The organism is Cupriavidus sp. UGS-1 (assembly GCF_021213615.1).
In the GTDB taxonomy this organism is placed as follows: domain Bacteria; phylum Pseudomonadota; class Gammaproteobacteria; order Burkholderiales; family Burkholderiaceae; genus Cupriavidus.
Genome location: NZ_JAJQJF010000013.1, coordinates 20471 through 44711, shown reverse-complemented (window position 1 = coordinate 44711; position 24241 = coordinate 20471). Strand labels below are relative to the sequence as shown.

Here is a 24241-nt window from a genome sequence, read left to right as displayed (position 1 = left end):
TGGGCCCCCGCCTTCGCGGGGGCGACAAAGACACGGGGCGACAAAAGACATCCCCGTCGTCCCCGCGAACGCGGGGACCCAGTGACTTGATTGCGGCCGCAAAAGCCGCTGGGCCCCCGCCTTCGCGGGGGCGACAAAGACACGGGGGCGACAAAGACACGCGGGCGACAAAAGACATCCCCGTCGTCCCCGCGCAGGCGGGGACCCAGTGACTTGATTGGGGCTGCAAAAGCCGCTGGGCCCCCGCCTTCGCGGAGGCGACAAAGACACGGGGGCGACAAGACCTTCCCGACTTATTTGCCGATATAGCCAGGCAGTCCTCGCGCCTTCGGACTCCTGGCCGCCTTGACGGCCAGCGCCAGCGCGTAGGCAAAGCACTCCGGGTTGTCCATCGGCCCGCGAATCTCGCGGCGGAAGAAGTCCGCCCATTTGAAATCCGGATAGGCCTGCTTGACCTTGCGATATCCGCCCGCGATGCGGGCGAAGGCCTCGAGGCTGCGATACGGATCGTCGCGCATGCCGGCGACCGAGCGCGGCAGGGCCGACAGCGGCTGGCGCCGGCCATGCTCGTCGTAGGGGTGGACCTGATGGCGGCGCAGCATGTACTCCCAGAACTCGTCCTCGGAGCGGTCGCTCAGGTCCTTGCGCACGAACACCGGGATGATCTCGAAGCCGAGCTCGTGCCACGCCCGCACCCAGTGGTGATGGTCCACGACCCACAGCACGTGCTGCGGTCCCACCACCACGTGAATGCGGTGCTTGTCGAAGAAGGCCTCGAGCCGGTCCTCGGGCTGGCGGCGCGTCGTCTGCATCTTGCGCTTGACATGCAGCGCGCCGACCGTGATCTGGGTCGGCCGCAGCTCCGCGATCGGGGCGCGGAGCTTGCTGCCTTTGGCCAGGGTCTTGGTGCCCACGTGCGCCGTTCCAGCGGGATCAGCGGTTGGTTCCCTTGCCGGTCGAACCGAGCCCGTCGCCGATATCGGGCGTGCTGCCAGAGGCCGAGGAGACCGACGAACCGGATGCGCCCGTCGTCCCCGTCGTGGCCGACGTTCCCGTCGTTCCCATCGTGCCGGTACTGCCCGTGGTGCCGGACGTGCCCATCGTTCCTGACGACAACGGCGAGCCGGTGGACGTGGCAGAGGTCGATCCCGACGAGCCAGTGGTGCCAGAGGTGCCAGACATGCTGCCGCCACTGCTGCGATAGTCGCCGCCGGCCTCCGAACCGGCGCCCGCGCTGCCCATGCTGTCGCGCGTCACGCGGATCTGGTTGTGGACTTCCTGGACGCCGAAGATCTCATCGGCGATATCCTCGATGACGAACTTCTCGTGCCGCTCGCGCACCGTGCCGGTCAGCGTCACGGCGCCGCCGCTGACCTCGACCGAGACCTGGCTGACGTCGACCATCGGCACATCGGACAGCCGCTCGCACAGGTCCTCGCGGATGCGCTCGTCCGAGCGCTGATAGCCCTTCGGGCCGACGCGACGGCGGCGCTGCTGTTGCCCGTATTGCTGGCCTTGCTGGCCGTACTGCTGGGATTGCTGGCCGCCGTATTGCTGCCCTTGCCCGTACTGCGATCCGTATTGCGAACCGTACCCCGACTGATACTGCGAACGCCCCCGGCCGCCGGATTCGTAGCTCTCCAGGCCATAACCGCGGCCGCCCTGGCCGGAACTGCCGCCATAGCCCGAGGTACCGCTCTGGCGATAGCCGGGGTCGCCCGGATAGGTCCGCTGTCCGCCGCTGTACGACTGGCCGCCGCTCGAACTGCTGCCGTAGTAGCCGCCGCCATAGCCGGCCTCGTTGCCGCGACGCAGACGTTCCCGCGCCTCGAGGTCGCGCCACGTGTCGCCGCCGCTTCCGCCTCGCCCCTGCTCGCGCCCATAGCCGCCGTACTGCTGGCCGCCATAGCCCTGTATCGAACTTTCACCGGAGCTCTGGCCCATCCGTCCATCATCTCGGCCGGTATCGCGCACGCCGTACATGCCGTAGCGCTCCACGCCGCCGCCGCTGGGGTCGTAGCCGGCATAGCCGCTGCTGTAGGGATTGCGCGCGCCGCCCATGTCGGTCGGGTCGTAGCGGCCCTGGCCGCCGCCGCGATAGCGCGGCGACGATTGCTGTTCGTACGAGGAACCGCCGCCGCCGCTGCGCGAACGATCGCCGCCGCCACGTCCGGCGCCCCATTCATCGCGCCACCGTTCGCGTTCGTTTTCAAAGCGTTGCTGGCCCTGTCCTTGGCCCTGCCCATAGCGCTGTTGGCTTTGACCCTGGCGCTGACCGCCATATTGACCGCCATATTGACCGCCTGATTGGCCACGGCCCGATTGCCCGCGGCCGTATTGCTCCCGGCCGCCGTATTGTTCGCGCGATTCGCCTTCGTCGCCGTACTCGCCAAACCGCATTTCTTCGCCCATATCGTCACCGTCCTTGTCACGCCACCATTCGCTGCCGCTCCCCTGATCCCGCCCCGGACCGCTGCCGTAGCCACCGTAGCCGCCGGGGTAGCGCTGATTGCTGCCGTTGCTCATCTGTCCCTCCTTGCGTACCGAGTGGCGGCACGCGCCGCGCACTGCGCCGGACCATTGCCCGACCGGGTAGAGAACCGCAAGAACCGTACCCTTGTGCGCGAGGGGCGGCATGCGAAAGCGACGCGCGGGATCGTCGTGCAGGACGTGCCAGACCTGAAAAGTTTGCCGCCGGCACTTGTAAAAAGTACGGCGCATGGTGGCGGCGGCGCCGAAGCGCAGTCTCTTTCGTCGTTGGCGTGTCATTGACGTGTCCCGTGCGCCCCGTGCTGCCGAGGCAGGTATGGAACTTGCCGTATGTCGAGATATTGCCGATTGTCCGGCGGGGCGCGCTTTGCTTGCTGCAGGCCGCGATGCCGGGAGGCGCCTAGAGAACTGCCATGCCCGATGTAGCCAGTACTGACCGCGAACGCCTCGCCAGCGTCGCCCGCGAAGTGATCAACGGCAAGTCCGCCAACGGCAATGCCAATGGCGCCGGCAGCGGCTCCTTGGAGGAAGACCGGCCGGGCTGGCGACGCAGGGTGATGCATGCCTTCGAATGGTTTGCCGGTCATGCCACCCGGGGCGCCGGCTCACCGATCGCCTTTGCGCTGGCGGTAGGCGTGGTGCTGCTGTGGGCGGTGACCGGCCCGATGTTCGATTACTCGGAGACCTGGCAGCTCGTGATCAATACCGCTACCACGATCATCACCTTCGTGATGGTGTTCCTGATTCAGCAGACGCAGAACAAGGATTCGCTGGCGGTGCATCTGAAGCTGAACGAATTGCTGGCTTCGCATCGCCACGCCAGCAGCCGGCTGGTGTCGATCGAGGATCTGGACGAAGAGGACCTGAAGAAGCTGGCGGCGTTCTACCGGCAACTGTCCGAGCTGGCCGAGCGCGAGAGCGATATCGAGGAAACCCACGGGCTCGACGACGCGCTGCAGACGCATGTTGCCAAGAAGGAAGCGCGGCACGACCTGGAGGAAGAGGTAGCGGCCGAGCTCGGATCGAAGGAGCGCCGTGGCGACGGTAGCCGCGACGGCGGCACGCCGGGCTCGCGCGGAAGCGGATCGGATGAGGCCGTGTAGTTCGGTGTGCGTGTTGCAAGTTCGACATGGGCTACCGATGCCGCCGTGACGACGGGGCGCGCCAGGTCCGCACGGCACGCGCGGGCGCATTCCTTGCACGACACCGGGAATGTCGTTGCCGAACCCAGGAGCCAATCATGTCGACCATCGTGGCAGGGCGTTTCGAATCCTTCGCCGACGCCGAGCGCGCGGCGCGAGGGCTTTATGGACACGGATTTTCGGTATGGGACGTGTCGATCTTCACGATCGGCACGCCGCAGGCCGCCGAGCAGCTGGCGCGCCCGCCCGGCGTGCTGCTGGCCGCGCGCGTCGAGCCCGAACGGCTGCAGACCGCGGCCGAACTGATCCGCCTGGAAGGCGGGCGCGACCTCGAGCAGGCGGAGGGGCAGTGGGAGAACGGCCGCTGGACGGACTTCGACCCGCTTGGTACGCCAAGGCCGCTGCAGGAGACCGCGCCCCACGAGCGTGCCGGCCAGTTGGGCGAAGGCGCGCTGAACCCGACCGGCAACGAGGATCCGGGCAGCGAGATCGATCAGTCGGTCCGGCAGGACGAGGATCGCCACGGTAGTCAGGCGGGTACCGGTGCAGCCGCGAACGGTGAGCGCGACCTCGGCGTGCTGCTGACGCCGGGCCAGCACACCACCACGCACGAGGGCGTCAGCAAGGGCGACCAGGCACGGATGGAGGGCCAGAGGGCGGGCGAACCGCGGCAGCAGGGTGGCACGGGCGAGACGCCGCCGGCCGGTCTGCGAGCGGAGCAGGGGGCGAGCCAAGGTCAATTCCAGGACCAAGGCCAGGGTCAGAGCCAGGACCAAAGCCAGCACCAAAGCCAGGACCAAAGCCATGGCCAGCACCCCGCCGAACAACAACCGCGCGAAGCGTGGGAATCGGCGCAGTCGCATCGCCAGCCGGGCGAGAAGGACAACGAGCCTGAACTGGTGCGCGGCGCGACGACCACGCCGGAGCCCAGCGGGCCGAACGACACCTTCCGCCAGATCCGCCGCGGGCAGTTCCCGCCGGGTGTCGGGGAGGGCGACCTGCGCGACCCGGGCAGCACCACGCCGGACGCGCCGAAGGTCGACAACCGTTCGTGACGGCCTGAGGGGTCCGCTCCGCGCCGCCCCCAACCAGAGAGACGATGGCGACGACCAACGGACATCCCACTCCCGCCTCCAAACGCCGGATCGCAGCCGAGCTGTGGGCAACGATCTGGCGTTTTCGTGCGCGCGTGGGCGTGGCGGTGCTGTTGCTGGTGCTGGCCAAGGCCGCCGCGGTGGCGGTGCCGCTGGTGCTGAAGCTGGTGGTCGACGATGTCGCCCCGGTAGCCACCGGCGCCGCCGCGATGGCCGGCGCGGCGATCACGATGCCGGTCTTCCTCGTGCTGGCCTATGCCGCGCTGCGCCTGCTCGGCAATGCTTTCAACGAACTGCGCGACGTCGTGTTCGCGCCGGTCACGCAGCGTACCGTGGCGACGTTCATGGAGCGCACGTTTTCCCATCTGCATGCGTTGGGGGCGCGCTTTCATGCGCGCCGCGAAACCGGCAGCGTGATCCGCGACCTGGAGAAGGGCACCGCGGCAATCGGCTTCCTGCTCGGCGTTGCCGTCTTCACGATCGTGCCGACGCTGATGGAGATCGGCTCGGTACTGATCATCATGATCGCCGCCTATGGTGGCGCCTTTGCGGCGATCATCGTCGTCACGTTCTCGCTGTATGCGGGGTACACCTTCGTGATGACGCGGCGTCGGACCAAGGTGCAGCGCAAGGTCAATGCGGTCGAGGCGCAGACCAACAGCAAGGTGGTCGACAGCTTGCTGAACTACGACACCGTCAAGTTCTTCGCGCGGGAGAAGTTCGAGACGAAGCGGTTGTCGGGGCTGCTCGAAGGCTGGGTCGATGCCAGCGTCGAGAACCAGTACGCGCTGTCCGCGCTGCATGTCGGCCAGAGCTGCTGCATTGCGCTGGGCGTGGCGGCAGTGATGCTGCTGGCGACCGAGCGCGTCGTCACCGGCGCGCTGACCGTTGGCGACCTGGTGCTGATCAACGCCTACATCATCCAGGTGGTGCTGCCGCTCAATACGCTGGGCTTCATCTTCCGGGAGTCGAACGACGCGATGACGCAGGTCGAGCGGCTGTTCGCGCTGCTCGATGCGCAGGGGCCGCCGGGCGAGGACCACGATGCGCCGGGCGCGCGGCCCTTGCACGTGTCCCGCGGCGAAATCGTGTTCGAGAACGTCAACTTCAGCTATGACCCGAGCCGGCAGACGCTGTGGGACGTCAGTATCCGCATCGGCGCCGGACAGACCGTGGCGGTGGTCGGCGGCAGCGGTTCGGGCAAATCGACGTTGGCGCGGCTGCTGTTCCGGCTCTATCTGCCGGACAGCGGCAAGATCAGCATCGACGGACAGGACCTGCGGCTGGTCACGCAGCAGAGCCTGCGGGAGGTGATCGGCATCGTGCCGCAGGACACCATCCTGTTCAACGACACCATCGCCTATAACATCGGCTATGGCCGCGAGGGCGCGACCCGTGCCGATATCGTCGAGGCCGCGCGCGCCGCGCAGTTGGACACCTTCATCGACCGGCTGCCCGACACCTACGAGACCCGCGTCGGCGAACGCGGCGTACGGCTGTCCGGCGGCGAGCGCCAACGCGTGGCGATTGCGCGCGCGCTGCTGAAGAAGCCGCCGATCGTCGTGTTCGACGAGGCCACCTCGGCCCTCGATACGCGTTCGGAGCGGGCGATCCAGCGCGAGCTGGCCGAAGTGGCGAAGGGCCGTACCGCACTGATCATCGCGCACCGGCTGTCCACCATCGCCGATGCCGACCACATCCTGGTGATGGAGCATGGCCGCGTGGTCGAGGAGGGCACCCACGATGCGTTGCTGGCGCGGCGCGGCGTCTACGCGCAGATGTGGCGGCTGCAACAGCAGCAGCGCGAACTGGAACGCACCGAGCAGAAGCTGGCGCTGCAGCCGATCCGGCTGGAGGCGATCGTGGCCGCGGTGGTCGACGGTCTGCGCGAGCTGATCGCCGAGCGGCAGGTCAATCTGTTTACCGTGCTGGGCGAGGCCGAACTGCGCGTGACGGGCGACCCTGGTGTCGTGCAGAAGGCGGTGTGGGAACTGTGCCATGCGCTGATCGACGACATGGAACCGGGCGGACGCATCGAGCTGCGGCTCGAGCGGCAGGGCGGCGAGGCGTCGCTGTACGTGGCCGCGCCGGACCGGCAGGCGCCGCTGCCCGATATGCGCGAACTGGAGGGCTTGCTGGAGGACCATGCGGTCCGCCTGACGGTCGACCCGCATGGCCACGGCTATCGGATGGCGATGCCACTGCGGCCGATTCGCGAAGCGCCGGTGCCGCCGCCGGTGGCCCCGCCGGATGTCACATCGACGCTGCCCGCTGCCGATGCGCTGAAGGGTTTGCGCATCCTGGTGCTCGACGACGACGAACCGACCCGCGAGGTGCTGACCAGCACGCTGGAGGACTATGGCGCCGAAGCACAGGCCTTCGGCCGCGGCGACGATCTGCTGGCACTGCTCGACCAGGCCGATCCGCAGCACTGGCCGCAGGTACTGCTGTGCGATATCGCGCTGGACGAGGAGGACGGCTACACCGTGCTGCGGCGCGTACGCCGGCTCGAGACCGACCGCAACGTGCCACTGGCCTGCCGCCTCAGCGCGATCGCGCTGTCCGGCCATGCCGAGGCGCAGGACCGCATGCGCGCGATGATGGCCGGCTTCCAGGTGCACCTGTCCAAGCCGGTGCAGATCGGCGAGCTGGTGATCGCGATCCATTCGATGGTGCGGCATCGCGATGCCGACGCCACGGTGCCGGGGCCGCGAGGTTAGCGCGGGGGCCTGCGGGCCGCGGTCGCGGTTCGTCGAATTTCGCTTGATTTTCCATTTCTCATTTCCCGATCGAGGAGAAACCATGCAGCCTCACGACAGGCCCGACCTGCCCAGTTCCACGCCTTCCCGATCCTCCGCCGACGTTCCCGGCGCCACCGCCTCGCCCGGCATGGCGCTAGGCAGCCGTTTCGCCGATGCGGCCAGCGCCGAGCGCGCCGTCGCGCTGGCGGTGCCGATGCTCGAAGCGGCGGTGCGCGACCGCGAGGTCGGCGAGGGCGGCTTCCTGCATGTGGTGGTAATGGACCCGGGCAAGTGCCCGGCGGACTGCCCGTTCGAGCAGGCGATCCTGTTCGAGTATTCGACGCCGGGACGGGAACGCTGGGACGCCGACTATGCCTGGTACGCCCGCGAGAAGGCCAAGGTCGCCTGGCGCACCGGCATGGCGACCGACCAGATCCAGGCGCGGGCGCCGCACCTGCTGCGCGCCGAAGAATCGATGCTGGGCGGCGCGGCAGTGCTCGACGGCATCGTCGTCGCGGTCAGCGGGGCGAACCCCTGGTACGACGAGGCTTTCGCGCTGAGCGTGGCAGCGCTGCTGCGGGCAGTGGCGCAGCAAAGGCGCAGAGCGGAGAAGTAGGGAGCGACCGGTCCTACATCGGTTCGAGTTTACCCAGCGCCTCCGCACGCCGCCGGTGTTCTCCCTCTCCCGCAAGCGAGAGAGGGGAGCAAAACCGCAAGCCGTACGCAAGCCGCCGGTGTTCTGCCTCTCCCGCTTGCGGGAGAGGGCCGGGGAGAGCCCGACCCGCCGCCACCACCCGCCCTGCAACTTTTACCAGCCACGGCATAAACGCCAACGCCCCCCATGTAACTCCTGACATGGGGGGAACCGTTTCCCCCGAAACGGCAAGCCACGGCGCCATCACGCGTCTGGCATGCAATTCGCTGAAGGCATCCCCACAGAGAACCGGATTCGCCGCCGTCGCACGGAGCGGCGGGCCACCGGAAATGGGGAGCGGTGCCGTGCGTTTCCCCTTTCCGTCCTGCCCGTCGAACGCGCCGATTCCATGCGCGCGCGCATCCGGTCAAGCCTTCCAAGCCAAACTTCAGGAGCCGAAATGACCGATGCGCCAGACGCCAGCCTGCAAGGCAAGACCTTTCTCGTAACCGGGGGAGGGCGCGGGCTGGGCGCCGCGATCTGCCAGAACCTGTCGGCCGCCGGCGCCAGCCTGGTGGTCGCCGATGTCGACGAAACCCTGGCCCGCAACTGCGCCGAGAAGCTCGATGCCAGCGGCGAGCGGGCCTATTCGCTGTCCTTCGACGTGGCCGAGCCGGCCGCCGTGCGCTCGGCCTTCGAGCAGGTGCGCGAACGCAGCGGCCGCCTCGACGGCATCATCAACAACGCCGCCATCGACATCACGCTGCCGGTCGACGAGGTCGAGACCGAACGCTGGCACCGCGTGCTGATGGTCAATCTGTACGGCCCCTATCTGATGTCGCACGCGGTGGTGCCGATGCTGAAGGCGCAGGGCGGTGGCCATATCGTCAATATCGCGTCGACCGCGTCCAAACGCGCCTGGCCCAATGCCTCGGCCTACCACGCCACCAAATGGGGGCTGCTGGGCTTCTCGCACGCGCTTCACGCGGAACTGCGGCCGCACGGCATCAAGGTGTCGGCCATCGTCGCCGGCGGCATGCGCACGCCATTCCTTCTCGACCGCTTCGCCGATATCGACCAGTCCACCCTGCAGGACCCGGCCAATGTCGCGCGCGCGGTGCGCTTCGTGCTGACGCAGCCCGAAGAGACCGTGATCCCCGAGGTCATGGTGCTGCCGATGAAGGAAACGTCGTGGCCCTGATCGACGACCCTGGCGCCGCCGTTCGGGCCGGAGCACGCAGCGCACTCGCCGGACTCCCCGGCGCGGTACTGCTGGACAAGGACGGCACGGTGCTGCAGGACGTGCCGTACAACGTCGACCCCGACAAGATGCGGCTCGCACCGGGCGCCGCGCGCGCGCTGCGCCGGCTCGGCAAGCTGGGCGTGCCGCTGGTGGTGGTGTCCAACCAGCCGGGCCTCGCGCTCGGCCGCTTCACGCCCGAGGCGCTGGCGCCGATGCGTCAGCGCCTGGGCGAGCTGTTCGCGACCCACGGCGCGCGGCTGTCGGGCTTCTTCTTCTGTCCGCACCATCCGGAAGGCGTGGTGCCGCGCTTCACCCGCACCTGCCTGTGCCGCAAGCCCTTGCCGGGGTTGCTGCGCAATGCCGCGACGCTGCTGCATTTCGATCTGCGCCGGTCCTGGATGATCGGCGACATCCTCGACGACATCGAGGCCGGCCAGCGCGCCGGTTGCCACACGATCCTGGTCGATTGCGGCAACGAGACCGAATGGGTGCGCGGGCCGTACCGCACGCCCGAGCATGTCGTTGCCGATCTGGATCAGGCCGCGCGCATCGTGGTCCGTCATCTGGGCGGCACGGTGCGGCACGCCGAACGTTGCCGGGCGGAGGCCTCATGACGATGACGGCATGGCGCGACGCCAAACGCATCCTGTGCGTGAGGCTGGACAATATGGGCGATGTGTTGATGACCACGCCCGCGATGCAGGCACTGAAGGACAGCGACCCGTCCCGTCATCTGACCTTGCTGACCTCGAGCGGCGCCGCGGCGCTGGCCAGCCACCTGCCGATGATCGACACGCTGCTGACGTGGGATGCGCCCTGGGTCAAGGGCAACGGCACCGGCAACCGCACGGCCAGCAGCGTGCTGCCGTGGGCGCAGCGGCTGCAGGCCGCCCGCTTCGATGCGGCGGTGATCTTCACCGTCTACAGCCAGAACCCGTTGCCGGCCGCGCTGCTGTGCACGATGGCCGGCATTCCGCTGCGGCTGGCGCATTGCCGCGAGAACCCATACGAGTTGCTCAGCGATTGGGTGCCGGAGACCGAACCGCAATCGCAGGTCCGCCACGAGACGCAGCGCCAGCTCGACCTGGTGGCCACCGTCGGCGCGGTGGCCTTCGACACGCGGCTGCGCTTTCGCGTGCAGCCGCACGATCGGCGCGCGGTGCAGCGGCTGCTGCAACGCTGGCAGGGCGAGGGCGAGCAAGAAGGCGCCGTGCCCCGCCGCTGCGTGGTGATGCATCCGGGCGCGACCGCCGAGTCGCGCCGCTGGCCGGCGCCGCGCTTCGCCGAGGTCGCCCGCACGCTGGCCGAGCAGGACGGCGCGCTGGTGCTGCTGACCGGCGGCGTCAGCGAGCAGCCGCTGGTCGACAGCGTGTGCCGTGCCGCCGGCCATCCGCGCGTGCTCGGCATCGCCGGCGAACTGACGCTCGGCCAGATGGGCGCGCTGGTCGAGCATGCCGACCTGCTGATCTCGAACAACAGCGGGCCGGTGCATCTGTCGGCCGCGCTCGGCACGCCGGTGGTCGATCTGTATGCGCTGACCAATCCGCAGCACACGCCGTGGCAGGTGCCGCACCGCACGCTCTACGCCGACGTGCCGTGCCGCTATTGCTACAAGAGCGTCTGCCCGCAACAGCACCACCGCTGCCTCAACGATGTCGCGGTCCCCGACGTGGTGGCCGCTGCGCGCGAACTGCTGGCCGGCGCGCCGGCGGAGGCCGCGAACGTGCTGCCGCCGCTGGTCGTACCCGCCCCCGTCATGCCCCCGTTGCCGCCGGTACGCGCCAGTGGCGCGGTGCTGGCCACCTGAATCGGACACAAGGAATCGCGCAGAGGAGCCGCCATGTACACGCTTGGAATCAACGCCGCCTATCACGACACCTCCGCCTGCCTGGTGCGCGACGGCGAGGTCATCGCCGCGGCGGAAGACGAACGGTTCACGCACATCAAGCACGGCAAGCGGCCGGTGCCGTTCACCGCCTGGGAGCTGCCCTACCACGCGATCGACTATTGCCTGAAGGAGGCCGGCATCACGCTGGCCGACGTGGACCATATCGCCTATTCCTTCGACCCCGCGATCATGCTCGGCGAGCGTCGCAACGACGAAACGGTGACGCTGCCGCTCGAGCCGTCGAAGCACGCCAGTCCCGGCGTTGCCGATTCTCCGTGGGACCCGCTGTTCCTGTCCTATGTCGTCAACGCGCCGCGGCAACTGGTGTCGGGCGTGCCGCATCACCTGCAGAAGCGCTTCGCCACCGTGCGCAGCAGCGCCGAGGCGCCGTATCGCTGGCACTACGTCGAGCACCATATGGCGCACGAAGCCAGCGCCTTCCTGGCGGCGCCGTTCGACCGCTGCGCGGTGCTGACGATGGACGGCCGCGGCGAGAGCGCGACCACCAGCTATGGCGTGTTCGACGGGCGCGACTATCGCCGCATCAAGCAGATCGACCTGCCCGATTCGCTGGGCCTGCTGTATGAGCGCGTGACCCGGCATCTGGGCTTCCTGCATTCGTCCGACGAGTACAAGGTGATGGCGCTGGCCTCGTACGGCGAGCCGACCCGTGCCGACGTATTCCGCGCAATGGTCCATGGCGATCGCGAGGGCGGCTACCGCATCGACCAGGCCGATCTCGAAGCGGTACTGGGGCCGCCGCGCGTGCGCGGCAGCGAATTCACGCGCGAGCATTTCAATATCGCGCGCTCGCTGCAGCTGATCCTCGAGGAAACGGTGCTCGGCATGACGGCCTGGCTGGCCGCCGAGACCGGCGAGCGCAAGCTGGCAATGGCGGGTGGAGTTGCGCTGAACTGCGTGATGAACGCGCGGGTGCGCGACCAGGGCGCGTTCGACGAGGTCTGGGTGCAGCCGGCCGCCGGCGATGCCGGCACCGCGCTGGGCGCGGCGCTGTGGGTCGACTGGCAGCAGCGCGGCAAGCCGGCGCGGCGCTGGGCGATGGAGCACGCCTATTACGGCCCGGCCTTCGACGAGCAGGAAATCGCGGCCTTCCTGGACCAGGCCAAGCTGCCGTACCGCCGGCTCGACGACGTGGCCGGCGAGACCGCCGAGCTGCTGGCGCAGAACAAGATCATCGGCTGGTTCCAGGGGCGCATGGAGTTTGGCCCACGCGCGCTAGGTGGCCGCTCGATCCTGGCCTCGCCGATCGATCCGTCGATGCAGCAGAAGCTCAACCAGATCAAGGACCGCGAGGACTTCCGTCCGGTCGCGCCGGTCGTGATGGAGGAGCGCGCGGCCGAATGGTTTACCGCCGCCTGTCCGGGCAACTGGCGCGCGCCGTTCATGCTGTTCGTGTTCAACGTCAAGCCGGGGCGCGAGGATCGCATCCCCGCGGTCTGCCACGTCGACGGCACGGCTCGCGTGCAGACCGTACGGCGCGAGCAGAATCCCGCCTACTACGACGTGCTGGCGGCGTTCGAGCAGCGCACCGGCGTGCCGATCCTGGTCAATACCTCGTTCAACACGCGCGGCGAGCCGATCGTCTGCACGCCGCGCGATGCGGTCGAGTGCTTCTGGACCTCGCCGCTCGATGCGCTGGTGATCGGCCCGTTCCTGCTGGAAAAGCCTGCGCGGGAGGGCGCCCATGCCGGTGCATGAGCCCGCCGACCGAACCATCGACCGTGTCGAAACGGCGGAGACGGCGGAGACCGCGGACGAGCCGCTGATCTCGGTCGTGATCCCGACCTATCGCCGGCCGGACCTGCTGCACCGTTGCCTGCGCGCGATCGGCGTGCAGCAGTTCGGCGCCGGTTCGTTCGAGGTGATCGTCGCCGATGACGGCTGCCAGCCCGAGGTCGAGCGTCTGGTTCAGGAACTGAACGGCGCGTGGCCACGCTGCGCGCTGCGCTATCTGGCGGTGCCGGACACGCAAGGGCCGGCCGCCGCGCGCAATGCGGGCTGGCGCATCGCGCGCGCGTCGGTGATCGCGTTTACCGACGACGACACCATCCCCGATCCGGGCTGGCTGCGCGAGGGTTGCCTGGCACTGTCGACCTCGCCGCAATGCTGCGCGATGACCGGCAAGGTGGTGGTGCCGCTGCCGGCGCGGCCTACCGACCATCAGCGCGATACCGGCGGCCTCGCCACCGCGGAATTCGTCACTGCCAACTGCTTCGTCCGCAAGGAAGCGCTGGTCAAGGTCGGCGGCTTCGACGAACGCTTCAAGCGCGCGTGGCGCGAGGACTCCGATCTGCAGTTCCGCCTGCTGCAGCAGGTCGGGCCGATCGGCAACGCGCCGGACGCGATGGTCGTGCATCCGGTGCGGCCGGCCCCGTGGGGCAGCAGCCTTGCCGCGCAATCCAAGGTGTTCTTCGACGCGCTGCTGTACAAGAAGCATCCGCGCTGGTATCGCGAGCGCATCCGGCCGATCCCGCCGTGGCACTACTACGTGTCGGTGCTGGGCTTGCTGGTGGCGTTGATCGCCGCGCTGGTTGGCCACGCGCCGCTGGCATGGAGCGGCTTCGGCCTCTGGTTGGCACTGACGGCGTGGTTCTGCGCCCGCCGCTTGCGTGGCGCCGCGCTGACCCCTTCGCATGTCGCCGAGATGATCGCGACTTCGATTCTGATTCCCCCGCTTTCCCTGTACTGGCGCCTGCGCGGCGCCCTTGCCTTCAAGGTTGGTTTCCTATGATCAGATTCGCGGAGCGTCCGCGCCGGATCGCTGTATTCCGAGCGCTGCAACTGGGTGACATGCTGTGCGCGGTGCCGGCGCTGCGCGCGCTGCGCAAGGCGGAGCCGCAGGCGAGCATCACGTTGATCGGGCTGCCATGGGCAGCCTCGTTTGTCGAACGCTTCTCGCATCTGGTGGACGACCTGATGGTGTTCCCGGGCGCGCCCGGCATGCCCGAGCAGCCGATCCGCGAAGAGGAAGCCCAGGCCTTCTACGAGCAGGCGCGCGCGCGCCAGTTCGATCTGGCGATCCAGCTGCACGGCAGCGGACTGGTGACCAACGCGATCGTGCGGCAGCTTGGCGCGCGGCAGATGGCCGGATTCCGGCCGGTGCCGGCGGCGCCGAGCGCTGGCCGCGCCGAGCGCAAGTGGCAGCCCGGCGTGTTCTCGTACGGTGCTCGGCCGGTCAACGAGCTGCTGATCGACTGGCCGGGTGGCAACGAGATCGAGCGGCTGCTGGCGCTGACCAGCCGGCTCGGCTATGCGCCCGATGGCAACCACCTCGAATTTCCGCTGCGCCCGGCTGATAACGCGGCGTGGCAGCGCCTGGCGCTGATGTACGACCTGATACCGGGCAATTTCATCTGCGTGCACCCCGGCGCGCGCATGCATTCGCGGCGCTGGCCCGTCGAGCGCTTTGCCGCGGTGGCGGACATGCTGCGCCAGCACTGGAAGATCGTCGTGACCGGCACGCCGGACGAGGCCGAACTGACGGGGCAGCTGTGCGATGCGCTCGGCTCGCCGGTGATCAACCTGTGCGGCAAGACCGATCTGGGCGCGATGGCGGCGGTCGTCAAGCACGCCCGGCTGCTGTTGTGCAACGACACCGGCGCCTCGCATATCGCCGCGGCGATGCGCACACCGAGCGTCGTGGTCTCGTGCGGCAGCGACAGCGCGCGCTGGGCACCGCTCGACAATGCACGCCATCGCGTGCTGGCCGACTATCCGGCATGCCGCCCCTGCATGCATCAGGACTGCCCGGTCGGGCATCTGTGCGCCGAGGGCGTCGAGGTCGACGACGTGGTGGCCGCTGCGATGGCGATGATCGGGCAGTCGCGCGAGACGCAGGAGGTCAGCCATGCCTGAGCGGCTGCGCATCCTGACCTGGCACGTTCACGGCAACTATCTGTACTACCTGTCCCAGATTCCGCACGACCTGTATCTGGTCACCAAGCCGGGCTCGCCGCCGGGCTATGCCGGCGCGGTGGGCGCGCTGCCGTGGGGGGACAACGTGCACGAGGTCGCCTACGACGATGTGCCGAAGCGCGAGTTCGATTGCGTGCTGTACCAGCACCAGCGGCACTGGGACAGCGATCGCGAGACGTTGTTGACCGAGGCGCAGCGGCGGTTGCCGACGATCTTCCTGGAACACGATCCGCCGCAGCAGCATCCGACGGCGTCCGTGCATCAGGTGCAGGACCCCAACGTGATGCTGGTCCATGTGACGCCGTTCAATGCGCTGATGTGGGACAGCGGCGTCACGCCGCACTGCGTGATCGAGCATGGCGTGCTGGTCGATCCGTCGGTGCGCTACAGCGGCGAGGCGCCGCGCGGCATCAGCGTCGTCAACAACCTGACCAAGCGCGGCCGCCGGCTTGGCGCCGACATCTTTGCGCAGGCGCGCGAGCAGGTGCCGCTCGATCTGGTCGGCATGGCGGCGGAGGAGGCCGGTGGGCTCGGCGAGGTGCCCAATCCCGAGCTGGCCGCCTTTGTCGCGCGCTACCGCTTTTTCTTCAATCCGATTCGCTATACGAGCCTCGGGCTTGCCGTGGTCGAGGCGATGATGATCGGCATGCCGGTGGTCGGACTGGCGACCACCGAGATGTCGACCGCGATCCGCAATGGACACAGCGGCTATGTCGATACGCGGCTCGAGCGGCTGGTCGAGGTGATGCGGCGGCTGATCGACGATCCGGGGCTCGCCAGGGAATGGGGCGAACAGGCGCGGGCGAGCGCGATGGAGCGCTTCGGGATCGGGCGGTTTGTCGAGGATTGGTGTGGGGTGTTGAGGCAGGTGGCGCAGTAAGGGGTGAGGGCGGGCGTTGTCGCGGAGTGGGCGGCCGTTTGCCCTCTCCCCCAACCCCTCTCCCGCAAGCGGGAGAGGGGAGCACATCCGCAGCCCTTTGTTTGCTGCCTCTCCCGCTCGCGGGAGAGGGCCGGGGAGAGGGCAGCAAACCGGCAGCTCTTTCATCAACCGCCTGTGTTCTCCCTCTCCCGCTGGCGGGAGAGGGCCGGGGAGAGGGCAAGCGGCGCCCGCTCAACCACTGCCGCCTGCCTCAACCCTCACCGCATCTGCGCCGACCCCAGATAACGCCGCAACCGCTGCACCGTCGGCGGAATCACCGCGCGCTCGCGCCATACCCACGGCAGCCCGCGCGCGGTGTCGACGCATCCCACCAGTCCCCCTTCGCGCAGCAGCGCCGGCACCATGCGCAGGCTCTCGCGCAGCGCCGCGCCGGCCGGCAGGCGCAGCCACGCCGACCAGATCGCATTGCGCGCCAGCAGCCGCCGGCGCGTCCGGTGCGCGCGGATCGGGCAGGGCTGGTGGTAGGCGATCAGCGCCGGACAATAGACCAGTTGCCAGCCCAGCGCCGCCAGATCCAGCGCGAGCAGCGTTTCCTCTCCGCCGATGAAAAGCCGCGGATGGTAACCGCCGGCGCGGCGGTAGGCGTCCACGCGGAAGACCGTCGCGCCGGCCAGCAGGCCGAGGATCGCCTTGCCGGGCAGCCCGGCGGAAGGCAGCGGACTGTCGGCCATGATGCGGCTGATCGGGTCGGTCTGCGGCTCGCTGTCTTCCCGCACGACCATCAGATGCGCGGTCAGCGCGGCGACGTCGGGATGGCGGTCCAGCGTGTCCGCGGCCAGCTTCAGCGCGCCGGGGTGCCACCAGGTGTCGTCGTCGCAGAACGCGACATAGGGCGTCCGAGCCCAGTCGACGCCGACATTGCGCGCCGCGGCGCCGAGATTGGCCGGCAGCCGCAGCAGGGCAGCCTGCGGAAAATCGCCACGCACCATGTCGGCGGTGCCGTCGCTCGAGCCGTTGTCGACCACGGCGATGGCGGGGCGCTCCGGCAGCGCGCACAGGCGCGACAGCGTGGCGCGCAGCCATTCGCGCCGGTTGTACGTCAACACCACGACGCTGACGCGCGCTTCCTGCTGCGCCTGCGTACGACGGTCGCCGCCGGGCGCCAGCGCCGTCATGCCGTCCGCTGCGTTCACACGCTGCCCTCGCTGGTGCAGGCGGTCTGCGCCTCGGTCGAATCGCCGGCGCTGGCTTCCCACTGCCAATAGCGCTCGGGCGCGCTCAGATCGCTGATCGTATTCGAATCGAACATCGCCAGCTGGCTGGCGTAGGCGTTGCAGGCGCGGGCCTTGGTGGCGGTGTGCTCGCCGATCGCCAGGTCCACCGGCGTCGACACGGTGCCGGCCGCGTGCCAGCGCGCCAGCAGCTTGTGCAGCATGCCGGGCTTGCGCCGGTAGATCGCCTCTTCGTAATAGAGCCACGGCGGTCCGCCGTGATCGCGCTCGCGCCACAGACGCGCGCAGGCCTCGTGCACCAGCGTATGGTCCGAATGGTAGAGACCGCATGGCGCCACCACGGCGCAGGCGTTATGCAGCGAAATCACCTTCGACAGCTGCGCGGCGATCTCGCCCGCGGTGTGGCGCCGGTTGTACTGGCTGTCGAGGAAATCGAGCCAGACCGGTTGCGCGTCGAGGATCGCCAGGCCGGCGCGGTCTTCCTCGCGCCGCGCCAGCACCGCCTGCGCCGCGCTGGAAAAGCCGGCGCGCCGGTCCCAGTCCGGCGCCGGCATGTCGACCGGCGGCACGCCGGCGAACACGGTGACGACCACGGAGCCGGGGCATGCCGCCAGCAGGTTGCCGCAACTGAAGACGGCATCGTCCAGGTGCGGCGAGATCACGACCAGGGGAATGGAGACCGACAGGGACATGGTTCATTCCGGTTCGGTTTGCAGGTCGCCGATCCGCGGCGCCGCGGCGTGACCGCGGTGTGCGAAGGCGTCGGCGGCCCAGTAGATCTTGCACGAGGGCAGATCGGCGAGCTCGCGCAAGCGTCCGCTGCGCGCCGCGTGCAGGGCTTCGGCACGGCGGCGATGCCATTCGAGCCGGTAGACCAGGAAGGTGATATTGCCGTTCATCGCGTCGCTCCCCTTGGCGTCGGGCCGGCGCCGCGCCGTGGCGCGAGCGTCGCCATGCCGGCGGAAACCTGCGCCGCCGCGGCAACGCCATCGGCCTGCTGCGCGACGGTGTCGTTGACCGCCGGCGCCGGCATGCCGGCGCCGCGCGCCAGGCGCTCGGCGAAGTAGGCCACCGTGCGGCGCAGCCCCTCGTCCAGGTCGATGCGCGGCACCCATTGCAGCTGCTGGCCGGCCTGCGTGATATCGGGGCAGCGCTGGCGCGGATCGTCCTCCGGCAGCGGCCGCATCACGATCGGCGCCGATGAGCCGGTCGCCGCCAGTACTTTCCGCGCGATCTCCAGCATCGACAGCTCGCAGGGGTTGCCCAGGTTGATCGGCGTGCTGTGGTCGCCCGGGGCTTCCATCAATCGGATCAGCCCTTCGATCAGATCGTCGACATAGCAGAACGAGCGCGTCTGCGAGCCGTCGCCATAGACCGTCAGCGGCTGGCCCGACAGCGCCTGCGTGATGAAGTTGGACACCACGCGGCCGTCGGCCGGATGCATGCGCGGCCCGTAGGTGTTGAAGATCCGCGCGATGCGCACGTCGACGCCGTGCTGGCGGTGGTAATCCATGAACAGCGTCTCCGCGCAGCGCTTGCCCTCGTCGTAGCACGAGCGCGGACCGATCGGATTGACGTGGCCCCAGTAAGACTCCTGCTGCGGATGGCAGTCGGGGTCGCCGTAGACCTCGCTGGTCGACGCCTGCAGGATGCGCGCCTTCACGCGCTTGGCCAGTCCCAGCATGTTGATCGCACCGTGCACGCTGGTCTTGGTGGTCTGCACCGGATCGCTCTGGTAATGGACCGGCGAGGCGGGGCAGGCCAGGTTGTAGATCTGGTCGACCTCGACATAGAGCGGAAAGGTCACGTCGTGACGCATCAGCTCGAAGTTCGGCTCGCGCAGCAGGTGCGCGATATTGTCCTTGCTGCCGGTATAGAAGTTGTCCACGCACAGCACATCGTGGCCGGCCTGGACCAGCCGGTCGCACAGATGCGAGCCGAGAAAGCCCGCGCCTCCGGTGACCAGCACGCGGCGTCGGTTGGCTTCTTTCATGAGGTCGCTCCGTTCAAGCCGCGGCTTGCGGCGTTTGCGCCGTTTCATCGATCGTGACGCCGGCCAGCCGCGCATACACGCCTTCCATGCGCGCGGCGACGCCGGCCCAGGTGAAATGCGCGTGCGCGCGGCGGCGGCCCGATGCGCCCATCCGTTCCGCCAGCGTCGGATCGCAGGCCAGCCGCGCGAGCCGCGCGGCCAGCGCCGCCGGATCGTTGGGCGGCACCAGGTAGCCGGTGCGGCCATTCAGCACGGTGCTGCGGATGCCGCCGACCGCGGCGCCGATCACCGGCACGCCGCAGGCCATCGCCTCGACCGGCGTGATGCCGAACGGCTCGTACCACGGCGTGGTGACGAATACATCGGCCGCGCTATAGAACAGCCGCAGCTGGTCGCGGCCGCGCCGGCCGACGAAGGTGACCGCATCGCCCACGCCTTCTTCGGCGGCGATCTTCTGCAGCCGGCCGATTTCGGGCGTGGCGGCCGGGCTCGGCTGGTCGGAATTGCCGCCGACCACGTAGAGCCGGGCGCGCAGGCCGAATGCACGCCGCAGCTCGCCCATCGCGCGCACCACGTTGTCGATGCCCTTGCGCGGCACCATGCGGCCGAGCTGCAGCACCGAGAATTCATGCGTGGGCCAGCCGAGCGCACGGCGCGCCTCGCTACGCGGCACCGGCGAGAACTCGTCGCCGTCGAAGCCGCAGGGCACCGTTTCGATCGTGCCGGGGTCGGCGCCGTAAAGCCGGATCAGATCGTGCCGGTCCTGCGGGCACTCGGCGATCACGCAGTCCGATTCGCGCACCAGCTGCTCCTCGATCTCGAAGCGGCAGTCGGGGAAGCCATCCGCGCTGCCCTGGTGCTGGCGCCGGACCTTGCCGAGCGCATGGAAGGTCATGACCAGCGGAATATCAAGCTTTTGCTTGACGTGCAGCGCGGCGAGCCCCGACATGAAGAAGTTTGCGTGCATCACCATATAGCCGACGCGATCGCGCGCCATGAATTCGGCCATGTAGGCGCCGAATTCGTCCATATAAGGCAATAGCTGTTCCTTCGGCACGTGCACCGCGGGCCCGGCGGGGACATGAATCACGCGGACGTTGGGCGCGAACGCGACGACCTCGGGCAACAGGCCCTTGTCGCGCCGCGTGAACACATCGACCGGATAGCCCCGTTTGCCGAGATGGCGCGCCAGCTGCGCCACGTAGATGTTCTGTCCTCCACTGTCCACGCTACCCGGCCCGGCCAGAGGGGAAGCGTGCTCGCTGATCAACGCGATCCTTTGCATGGTTGGCTCCCAGGGGAGCGAGCTGCCAGCCGTCACAGCCGCGATCCGCTCGCTAGTAAAGCCACCGTGTTTGCAGCTTGCATGCCAGCGTGCGACTTCTCAGGCTGTTGATGGCGGGAAGAACTGGAGAAGCGTTATATCGCTTCTGCTTCGGTTCCCATGCCGCACATGAAAATTTGCGCACGCACTTTCGCTCGCTGCGGGCGGGCATGGCGAAATTGCAGCTTTTTGTAATACGCGCCAGCAGCGCGCGCTGGCATCGGCCGTGCATGCGCGGCGCGGGCGAAACAGCAGCGCAATGCAGGGCGAATGGGGCCGGGAACGCTCCTTGCGAGACGTGCAACGCTGTCGGCGGCAAGGCCCGTGCCGGCGGCCGCGCGCGTGCGGCGTCGTTCGGATGGATGAGACCGACGGCATCGATCAAATCGATGCGGGGCGACTGCACTGGGGAGAGCGCGACGCAATACATCGAGACCCGGGCCGCTGGAGTAGCAAGCAGATGAGAATGACGCTGAAGAAAATCGGATCGCAGGTCATCGTGATCACCGGCGCCACCAGCGGTGTGGGCCTGCTGGCCGCGCGCAAGGCCGCGGCGCGCGGTGCCAAGCTGGTTCTCGCCGCGCGCGGCGAAGAAGCACTGCACCAACTCGCCGAGCAGCTGCGCGAGAACGGTACCGAAGTGATCACCGTGACCACGGACGTCGGCGATCTGCAGGCGGTCAAGGCGCTCGCGCAGGCCGCGATCGAGCGCTTCGGCGGCTTCGATACCTGGGTCAACAACGCCGGCGTGACGATCTATGGCCGCTACAACGAGGTCCCGGTGGAGGACCAGCGCAAGCTGTTCGATACCAACTACTGGGGCGTGGTCCATGGTTCGCTGGTCGCGGCCGCGCATCTGCGCGAGCGCGGCGGCGCGATCATCAATATGGGCAGCGAGGCCTCCGACGTGCCGTTGCCGCTGCAGAGCGCCTATGCGGCGTCCAAGCATGCGATCAAGGGCTTCACCGATTCGCTGCGGCTCGAGCTTGAACAGGAGCGCGCGCCGGTCTCCGTCACGTTGATCAAGCCGGCGGCGCTCGACACGCCGTTCGCCAGCCATGCCAAGAACTACCTGGACGTCGAGCCGGAACTGGCGCCGCCGGTCTACGACCCGGAGATGGCGGCCGAGGCGATCCTGTTTGCCGCCGAGCATCCGCGCCGCGACATGTTCGTCGGCGCGGCGTCCAAGGCGATGTCGTCCGCCGCCTACCATATGCCGGCGCTGTACGACCGCGTGATGCGGCGCTTCCTGGGCCGCGCGCAGTGCACCGCCCGGCCGGCCGGCCCGCGCGAGAACAACGCGCTGTTCCAGGCCACCAACGACCTGGTCGAGCGGGAGGGGCGCCGGCACGTGGTCCGGACCTGTCCCTATACGGCCAGCACCCGTCATCCGGTGATGACCGGCGCGATGGTGGTCGGCGCATCGCTGGCGCTCGCCGCGGCGCTCGGCATGCGGCGCACGCGCATGCGATGAGCGGGGACGATGGCTGAGGCGGCCACGCTGATCCTGATGTATGGCCTGGTCCCGCTGTGGCTGCTGGCGGGGCTGGGCGACTGGGCCTGCCATCGGCGCGAGCGGATCGAGCGCAATGCCGGCACCTACGAATCGGCGCTGCATCTGTTGATGCTGGCCGAGGTCGGCGTGCCGGTGCTGCTGGCGCTGTTCTTCGAGATCAACGCGCTGGCGCTGGCGATCATGATGGTGGCCGTGGTCGTGCATGCAGCCACCGCCTGGTGGGATGTCCACTACACGTACGGGCGCCGGATCATCGGGCCGACCGAGCAGCATATGCACGGTCTGCTCGAGGTGTTGCCGTTGTCGGCGCTGGCGCTGGTGGCGGTCGCGCACTGGCCGCAGGCGCTGGCGCTGTTCGGCCTCGGCGAGCAGACCCCGGATTTTTTGCTGACGCCGAAACAGCCGCCGTTGCCCGGCTGGTATCTCGCGGTAGTGCTCGCCGCGACGGCGCTATGCGGCGTGTTGCCTTTCGTCGAGGAGTTTTACCGCTGCCGGCGCTGGCGGCGCCGGCATGGCGTCGAGCGCGAGCAGGGCGCGGCGGTGGTGACGGAGGGATAAGGCTGAGGGGCGGCCCAACGCTCAGCCGACGCGCCGCCAGCTGCGCACGACCAGATAGGCCCCATAGGCCGCGGCCAGCGCGAACACGACGCCGACCACCACCGCGTTGTCGCTGCCGCCCGCACTCGGAAGGCGCGCCAGCCAGCCCTCGCCTCCCAGCCAGATGATCGCCTCGTGCACACCGGCAATCACCAGCAGCGTCATCGCCAGCGCATCGAGCAGGCGCGTCCAGGCAGGCCGGGGCACCGGCGGCATTGCCGCCGGCCCGGCATCGGCCGGCGTGCGGCGCAGATCGGCATGGGGAGTCTGCGGATTCGGGGAGTTCGGCGAGTTCGGCGGATTCGTTGGCATTGACGGGACCAGGCGGACTAGCGGTGCGGCAGCGGCCGGTTGACGATCGGCCGCGACGGCGACCGGCGTGCTGAGGCCGGGTACTGCTCGCGCGTCAGTTGCTCAAGCACGCGCAGCAGATCGGCCGCTTCGTGGTAATAGCGGATCAGCCACGGGCGCAACGTCGGATCGTCCAGTTCGCCGCGCAGCAGCGCACCGCATGCGCTCACCGAACGGCTCGCCCGCCGACAGGCCAGTTGCAGCGGTGTATCGCCGGGGCGCTCGCGATGCGCGGCGCCATCTCCTTGCGGCGCCGCGCCCGGCGCACCGAGCACGCGCTGCGACAGATCGGCGGCCGCGCGCCGCTGCAGGTTGGCGCGATGGATCAGCAGCGCCCGCAATTGCGGATCGGCGGCGCTGACCGAGGCGGCTTCGAGCGCCTGCCCGCAGAGCGCGGCCAGTTCGCCCAACGCCGCCAGCATGGCGGTCGGGTCGTCTGGGGACGGAAGGGTCGATTTCACGGTGTGCGGGCAGTTTGGCGAACGGGCGTGGGCGAACACGGCAATGTCGGCTTGGTAAGGAGACGGTCGTACGGGGTGGACCGGGGGTCGGCCGGATCCGCGGCGCGCGACCGCATGCCGGCGATGGCTGCGTGCCGATGGCGGCGTGCTCTAGTGTTTTAGGACGTTTTTCGCGATCGGTTCAGATGTTTTCCACCGGCGGCTCACTTTCTTCCGGATTGCCGCCGGGCCGCTTGACCGAGGGCGGCTCGCCGTTTTCATCGGGAAGGTCGCGCCCGGCCGCCGGGTCGGCCTCGCGCGCGGACCCGCCGCCGCTGTCGCGTTCGATGTCGCGTTGGCCGCTGCGCTCGTCATTGCGCTGCTCATTGCCTTGATCGTTGCGGCCGCCGGCATCGGGCGCGCTCTGCGCCGGGGTCGGCCCCGAACTCTTGCTGCCGCTCGGATCGTTGCGTTGGCCGACGGGGTCGCCGCCATTGGGGGATTCGGTCCCGGGCCGTGGTTCTGGTGCCATGCGTCCACTCCGCCGAAGGCAAGTTGCACTTCCCTCGATCGAGCACTAACCATGCCAGTCGCGAAGCCTGCTGCACATGCCCTTTGTGGGGCTGCCCGGCGCCGAGTGCGCTCGTTTTTCGGCCGGTTTTACATGGACGTTGTAATTCGTTGGGCAAGCGGCGGCACCCGCACCGTGACGGCATCGTCCCGCCCCGGACCCCGGCGGG

Annotated in this window: 23 protein-coding genes; 13 read left to right on the top strand and 10 right to left on the bottom strand. The window is 68.9% G+C overall.

All coding sequences use genetic code 11. The features are described 5' to 3' along the window. Positions 1 to 293: 293 nt before the first annotated feature. Positions 294 to 914, bottom strand: a complete 621-nt coding sequence (locus LRR16_RS16890) for a ParB-like protein (protein WP_064573976.1) — start codon at positions 912 to 914, stop codon at positions 294 to 296. A gap of 19 nt (positions 915 to 933) precedes the next feature. After that, positions 934 to 2769, bottom strand: a complete 1836-nt coding sequence (locus LRR16_RS16885; protein WP_232206586.1) for a BON domain-containing protein — start codon at positions 2767 to 2769, stop codon at positions 934 to 936. A gap of 278 nt (positions 2770 to 3047) precedes the next feature. Here LRR16_RS16885 and LRR16_RS16880 point away from each other — a divergent pair, with 278 nt between their 5' ends. From LRR16_RS16880 to LRR16_RS16830, 11 genes are all read left to right on the top strand, one after another. Further along, complete coding sequence (locus tag LRR16_RS16880; protein ID WP_172682443.1) at positions 3048 to 3593, top strand: low affinity iron permease family protein; 546 nt, start codon at positions 3048 to 3050, stop codon at positions 3591 to 3593. Between the two features lie 137 nt (positions 3594 to 3730). Beyond that, positions 3731 to 4687 (top strand): hypothetical protein, encoded by a 957-nt coding sequence (locus tag LRR16_RS16875; RefSeq protein ID WP_232206585.1) that lies wholly within the window; start codon positions 3731 to 3733, stop codon positions 4685 to 4687. Between the two features lie 44 nt (positions 4688 to 4731). Further along, positions 4732 to 7446 (top strand): ABC transporter transmembrane domain-containing protein, encoded by a 2715-nt coding sequence (locus tag LRR16_RS16870; protein WP_232206584.1) that lies wholly within the window; start codon positions 4732 to 4734, stop codon positions 7444 to 7446. Between the two features lie 169 nt (positions 7447 to 7615). Beyond that, positions 7616 to 8083, top strand: a complete 468-nt coding sequence (locus LRR16_RS16865; RefSeq protein ID WP_232206668.1) for a heme-binding protein — start codon at positions 7616 to 7618, stop codon at positions 8081 to 8083. A gap of 478 nt (positions 8084 to 8561) precedes the next feature. Further along, on the top strand, positions 8562 to 9302 hold the full coding sequence (locus LRR16_RS16860; RefSeq protein WP_064573971.1) for an SDR family oxidoreductase: 741 nt from the start codon (positions 8562 to 8564) through the stop codon (positions 9300 to 9302). Further along, the gene (locus LRR16_RS16855) at positions 9302 to 9958 is read left to right on the top strand and encodes an HAD family hydrolase (protein WP_232206667.1); all 657 of its coding nucleotides are present in this window, start codon (positions 9302 to 9304) and stop codon (positions 9956 to 9958) included. Before LRR16_RS16860 ends, LRR16_RS16855 begins: the two co-directional genes overlap by 1 nt. After that, a complete protein-coding gene (locus LRR16_RS16850; RefSeq protein WP_232206583.1) occupies positions 9955 to 11151 on the top strand; it encodes a glycosyltransferase family 9 protein in 1197 nt (398 codons plus the stop codon). The genes LRR16_RS16855 and LRR16_RS16850 overlap by 4 nt, the downstream gene beginning before the upstream one ends. Before the next feature lie 33 nt (positions 11152 to 11184). Next, on the top strand, positions 11185 to 12951 hold the full coding sequence (locus LRR16_RS16845; protein ID WP_232206582.1) for a carbamoyltransferase C-terminal domain-containing protein: 1767 nt from the start codon (positions 11185 to 11187) through the stop codon (positions 12949 to 12951). Continuing rightward, on the top strand, positions 12938 to 13984 hold the full coding sequence (locus tag LRR16_RS16840; protein ID WP_064573968.1) for a glycosyltransferase family 2 protein: 1047 nt from the start codon (positions 12938 to 12940) through the stop codon (positions 13982 to 13984). The genes LRR16_RS16845 and LRR16_RS16840 overlap by 14 nt, the downstream gene beginning before the upstream one ends. Further along, positions 13981 to 15108 carry a glycosyltransferase family 9 protein gene (locus tag LRR16_RS16835; RefSeq protein WP_232206581.1) on the top strand — a complete coding sequence of 376 codons (1128 nt, stop codon included), beginning with the start codon at positions 13981 to 13983 and terminating at the stop codon, positions 15106 to 15108. Before LRR16_RS16840 ends, LRR16_RS16835 begins: the two co-directional genes overlap by 4 nt. After that, the gene (locus LRR16_RS16830) at positions 15101 to 16048 is read left to right on the top strand and encodes a glycosyltransferase family 4 protein (protein ID WP_232206580.1); all 948 of its coding nucleotides are present in this window, start codon (positions 15101 to 15103) and stop codon (positions 16046 to 16048) included. Before LRR16_RS16835 ends, LRR16_RS16830 begins: the two co-directional genes overlap by 8 nt. Before the next feature lie 257 nt (positions 16049 to 16305). Here the strand turns inward: LRR16_RS16830 and LRR16_RS16825 are convergent, their stop codons facing one another. The 5 genes from LRR16_RS16825 to LRR16_RS16805 are packed head-to-tail and all read right to left on the bottom strand — an operon-like array spanning position 16306 to position 20558. Next, complete coding sequence (locus LRR16_RS16825; RefSeq protein WP_232206666.1) at positions 16306 to 17223, bottom strand: glycosyltransferase family 2 protein; 918 nt, start codon at positions 17221 to 17223, stop codon at positions 16306 to 16308. Between the two features lie 14 nt (positions 17224 to 17237). After that, on the bottom strand, positions 17238 to 17972 hold the full coding sequence (locus LRR16_RS16820) for a PIG-L deacetylase family protein (protein ID WP_006578788.1): 735 nt from the start codon (positions 17970 to 17972) through the stop codon (positions 17238 to 17240). 3 nt (positions 17973 to 17975) lie between these two features. Continuing rightward, entirely contained in the window at positions 17976 to 18179 is a 204-nt protein-coding gene (locus LRR16_RS16815; RefSeq protein ID WP_023263497.1) for a hypothetical protein, read from the bottom strand. Continuing rightward, complete coding sequence (locus LRR16_RS16810) at positions 18176 to 19273, bottom strand: UDP-glucuronic acid decarboxylase family protein (RefSeq protein WP_232206579.1); 1098 nt, start codon at positions 19271 to 19273, stop codon at positions 18176 to 18178. The genes LRR16_RS16815 and LRR16_RS16810 overlap by 4 nt, the downstream gene beginning before the upstream one ends. Positions 19274 to 19286: 13 nt before the next feature. Beyond that, the gene (locus LRR16_RS16805; protein ID WP_064573960.1) at positions 19287 to 20558 is read right to left on the bottom strand and encodes a glycosyltransferase family 1 protein; all 1272 of its coding nucleotides are present in this window, start codon (positions 20556 to 20558) and stop codon (positions 19287 to 19289) included. 499 nt (positions 20559 to 21057) lie between these two features. On the opposite strand from LRR16_RS16805, the gene LRR16_RS16800 reads away from it, so the two are divergent. Next, positions 21058 to 22071 (top strand): SDR family oxidoreductase, encoded by a 1014-nt coding sequence (locus tag LRR16_RS16800; protein ID WP_064573959.1) that lies wholly within the window; start codon positions 21058 to 21060, stop codon positions 22069 to 22071. Positions 22072 to 22080: 9 nt separating this feature from the next. Then, on the top strand, positions 22081 to 22671 hold the full coding sequence (locus LRR16_RS16795; protein ID WP_232206578.1) for a diguanylate cyclase: 591 nt from the start codon (positions 22081 to 22083) through the stop codon (positions 22669 to 22671). Positions 22672 to 22692: 21 nt separating this feature from the next. Here LRR16_RS16795 and LRR16_RS16790 read toward each other — a convergent pair whose 3' ends face one another. From LRR16_RS16790 to LRR16_RS16780, 3 genes are all read right to left on the bottom strand, one after another. Continuing rightward, positions 22693 to 23022, bottom strand: coding sequence for a hypothetical protein (locus LRR16_RS16790; protein WP_006576900.1), 330 nt, complete (start codon positions 23020 to 23022; stop codon positions 22693 to 22695). Positions 23023 to 23039: 17 nt separating this feature from the next. Next, complete coding sequence (locus tag LRR16_RS16785) at positions 23040 to 23522, bottom strand: hypothetical protein (RefSeq protein ID WP_232206577.1); 483 nt, start codon at positions 23520 to 23522, stop codon at positions 23040 to 23042. 181 nt (positions 23523 to 23703) lie between these two features. Beyond that, positions 23704 to 24033 carry a hypothetical protein gene (locus LRR16_RS16780; protein WP_232206576.1) on the bottom strand — a complete coding sequence of 110 codons (330 nt, stop codon included), beginning with the start codon at positions 24031 to 24033 and terminating at the stop codon, positions 23704 to 23706. Positions 24034 to 24241: the final 208 nt, after the last annotated feature.

Bases quoted from the DNA above. Each gene is read 5' to 3' on its own strand.
- LRR16_RS16880 (WP_172682443.1), top strand. From the start codon at position 3,048: ATGCATGCCTTCGAATGGTTTGCCGGTCATGCCACCCGGGGCGCCGGC.
- LRR16_RS16845 (WP_232206582.1), top strand. From the start codon at position 11,185: ATGTACACGCTTGGAATCAACGCCGCCTATCACGACACCTCCGCCTGC.
- LRR16_RS16780 (WP_232206576.1), bottom strand. From the start codon at position 24,033: ATGGCACCAGAACCACGGCCCGGGACCGAATCCCCCAATGGCGGCGAC.
- LRR16_RS16835 (WP_232206581.1), top strand. From the start codon at position 13,981: ATGATCAGATTCGCGGAGCGTCCGCGCCGGATCGCTGTATTCCGAGCG.
- LRR16_RS16795 (WP_232206578.1), top strand. From the start codon at position 22,081: ATGGCTGAGGCGGCCACGCTGATCCTGATGTATGGCCTGGTCCCGCTG.
- LRR16_RS16790 (WP_006576900.1), bottom strand. From the start codon at position 23,022: ATGCCAACGAATCCGCCGAACTCGCCGAACTCCCCGAATCCGCAGACT.
- LRR16_RS16870 (WP_232206584.1), top strand. From the start codon at position 4,732: ATGGCGACGACCAACGGACATCCCACTCCCGCCTCCAAACGCCGGATC.
- LRR16_RS16810 (WP_232206579.1), bottom strand. From the start codon at position 19,273: ATGAAAGAAGCCAACCGACGCCGCGTGCTGGTCACCGGAGGCGCGGGC.
- LRR16_RS16850 (WP_232206583.1), top strand. From the start codon at position 9,955: ATGACGATGACGGCATGGCGCGACGCCAAACGCATCCTGTGCGTGAGG.
- LRR16_RS16875 (WP_232206585.1), top strand. From the start codon at position 3,731: ATGTCGACCATCGTGGCAGGGCGTTTCGAATCCTTCGCCGACGCCGAG.
- LRR16_RS16840 (WP_064573968.1), top strand. From the start codon at position 12,938: ATGCCGGTGCATGAGCCCGCCGACCGAACCATCGACCGTGTCGAAACG.
- LRR16_RS16820 (WP_006578788.1), bottom strand. From the start codon at position 17,972: ATGTCCCTGTCGGTCTCCATTCCCCTGGTCGTGATCTCGCCGCACCTG.
- LRR16_RS16830 (WP_232206580.1), top strand. From the start codon at position 15,101: ATGCCTGAGCGGCTGCGCATCCTGACCTGGCACGTTCACGGCAACTAT.
- LRR16_RS16865 (WP_232206668.1), top strand. From the start codon at position 7,616: ATGGCGCTAGGCAGCCGTTTCGCCGATGCGGCCAGCGCCGAGCGCGCC.
- LRR16_RS16885 (WP_232206586.1), bottom strand. From the start codon at position 2,769: ATGACACGCCAACGACGAAAGAGACTGCGCTTCGGCGCCGCCGCCACC.
- LRR16_RS16800 (WP_064573959.1), top strand. From the start codon at position 21,058: ATGAGAATGACGCTGAAGAAAATCGGATCGCAGGTCATCGTGATCACC.
- LRR16_RS16815 (WP_023263497.1), bottom strand. From the start codon at position 18,179: ATGAACGGCAATATCACCTTCCTGGTCTACCGGCTCGAATGGCATCGC.
- LRR16_RS16825 (WP_232206666.1), bottom strand. From the start codon at position 17,223: ATGACGGCGCTGGCGCCCGGCGGCGACCGTCGTACGCAGGCGCAGCAG.
- LRR16_RS16805 (WP_064573960.1), bottom strand. From the start codon at position 20,558: ATGCAAAGGATCGCGTTGATCAGCGAGCACGCTTCCCCTCTGGCCGGG.
- LRR16_RS16860 (WP_064573971.1), top strand. From the start codon at position 8,562: ATGACCGATGCGCCAGACGCCAGCCTGCAAGGCAAGACCTTTCTCGTA.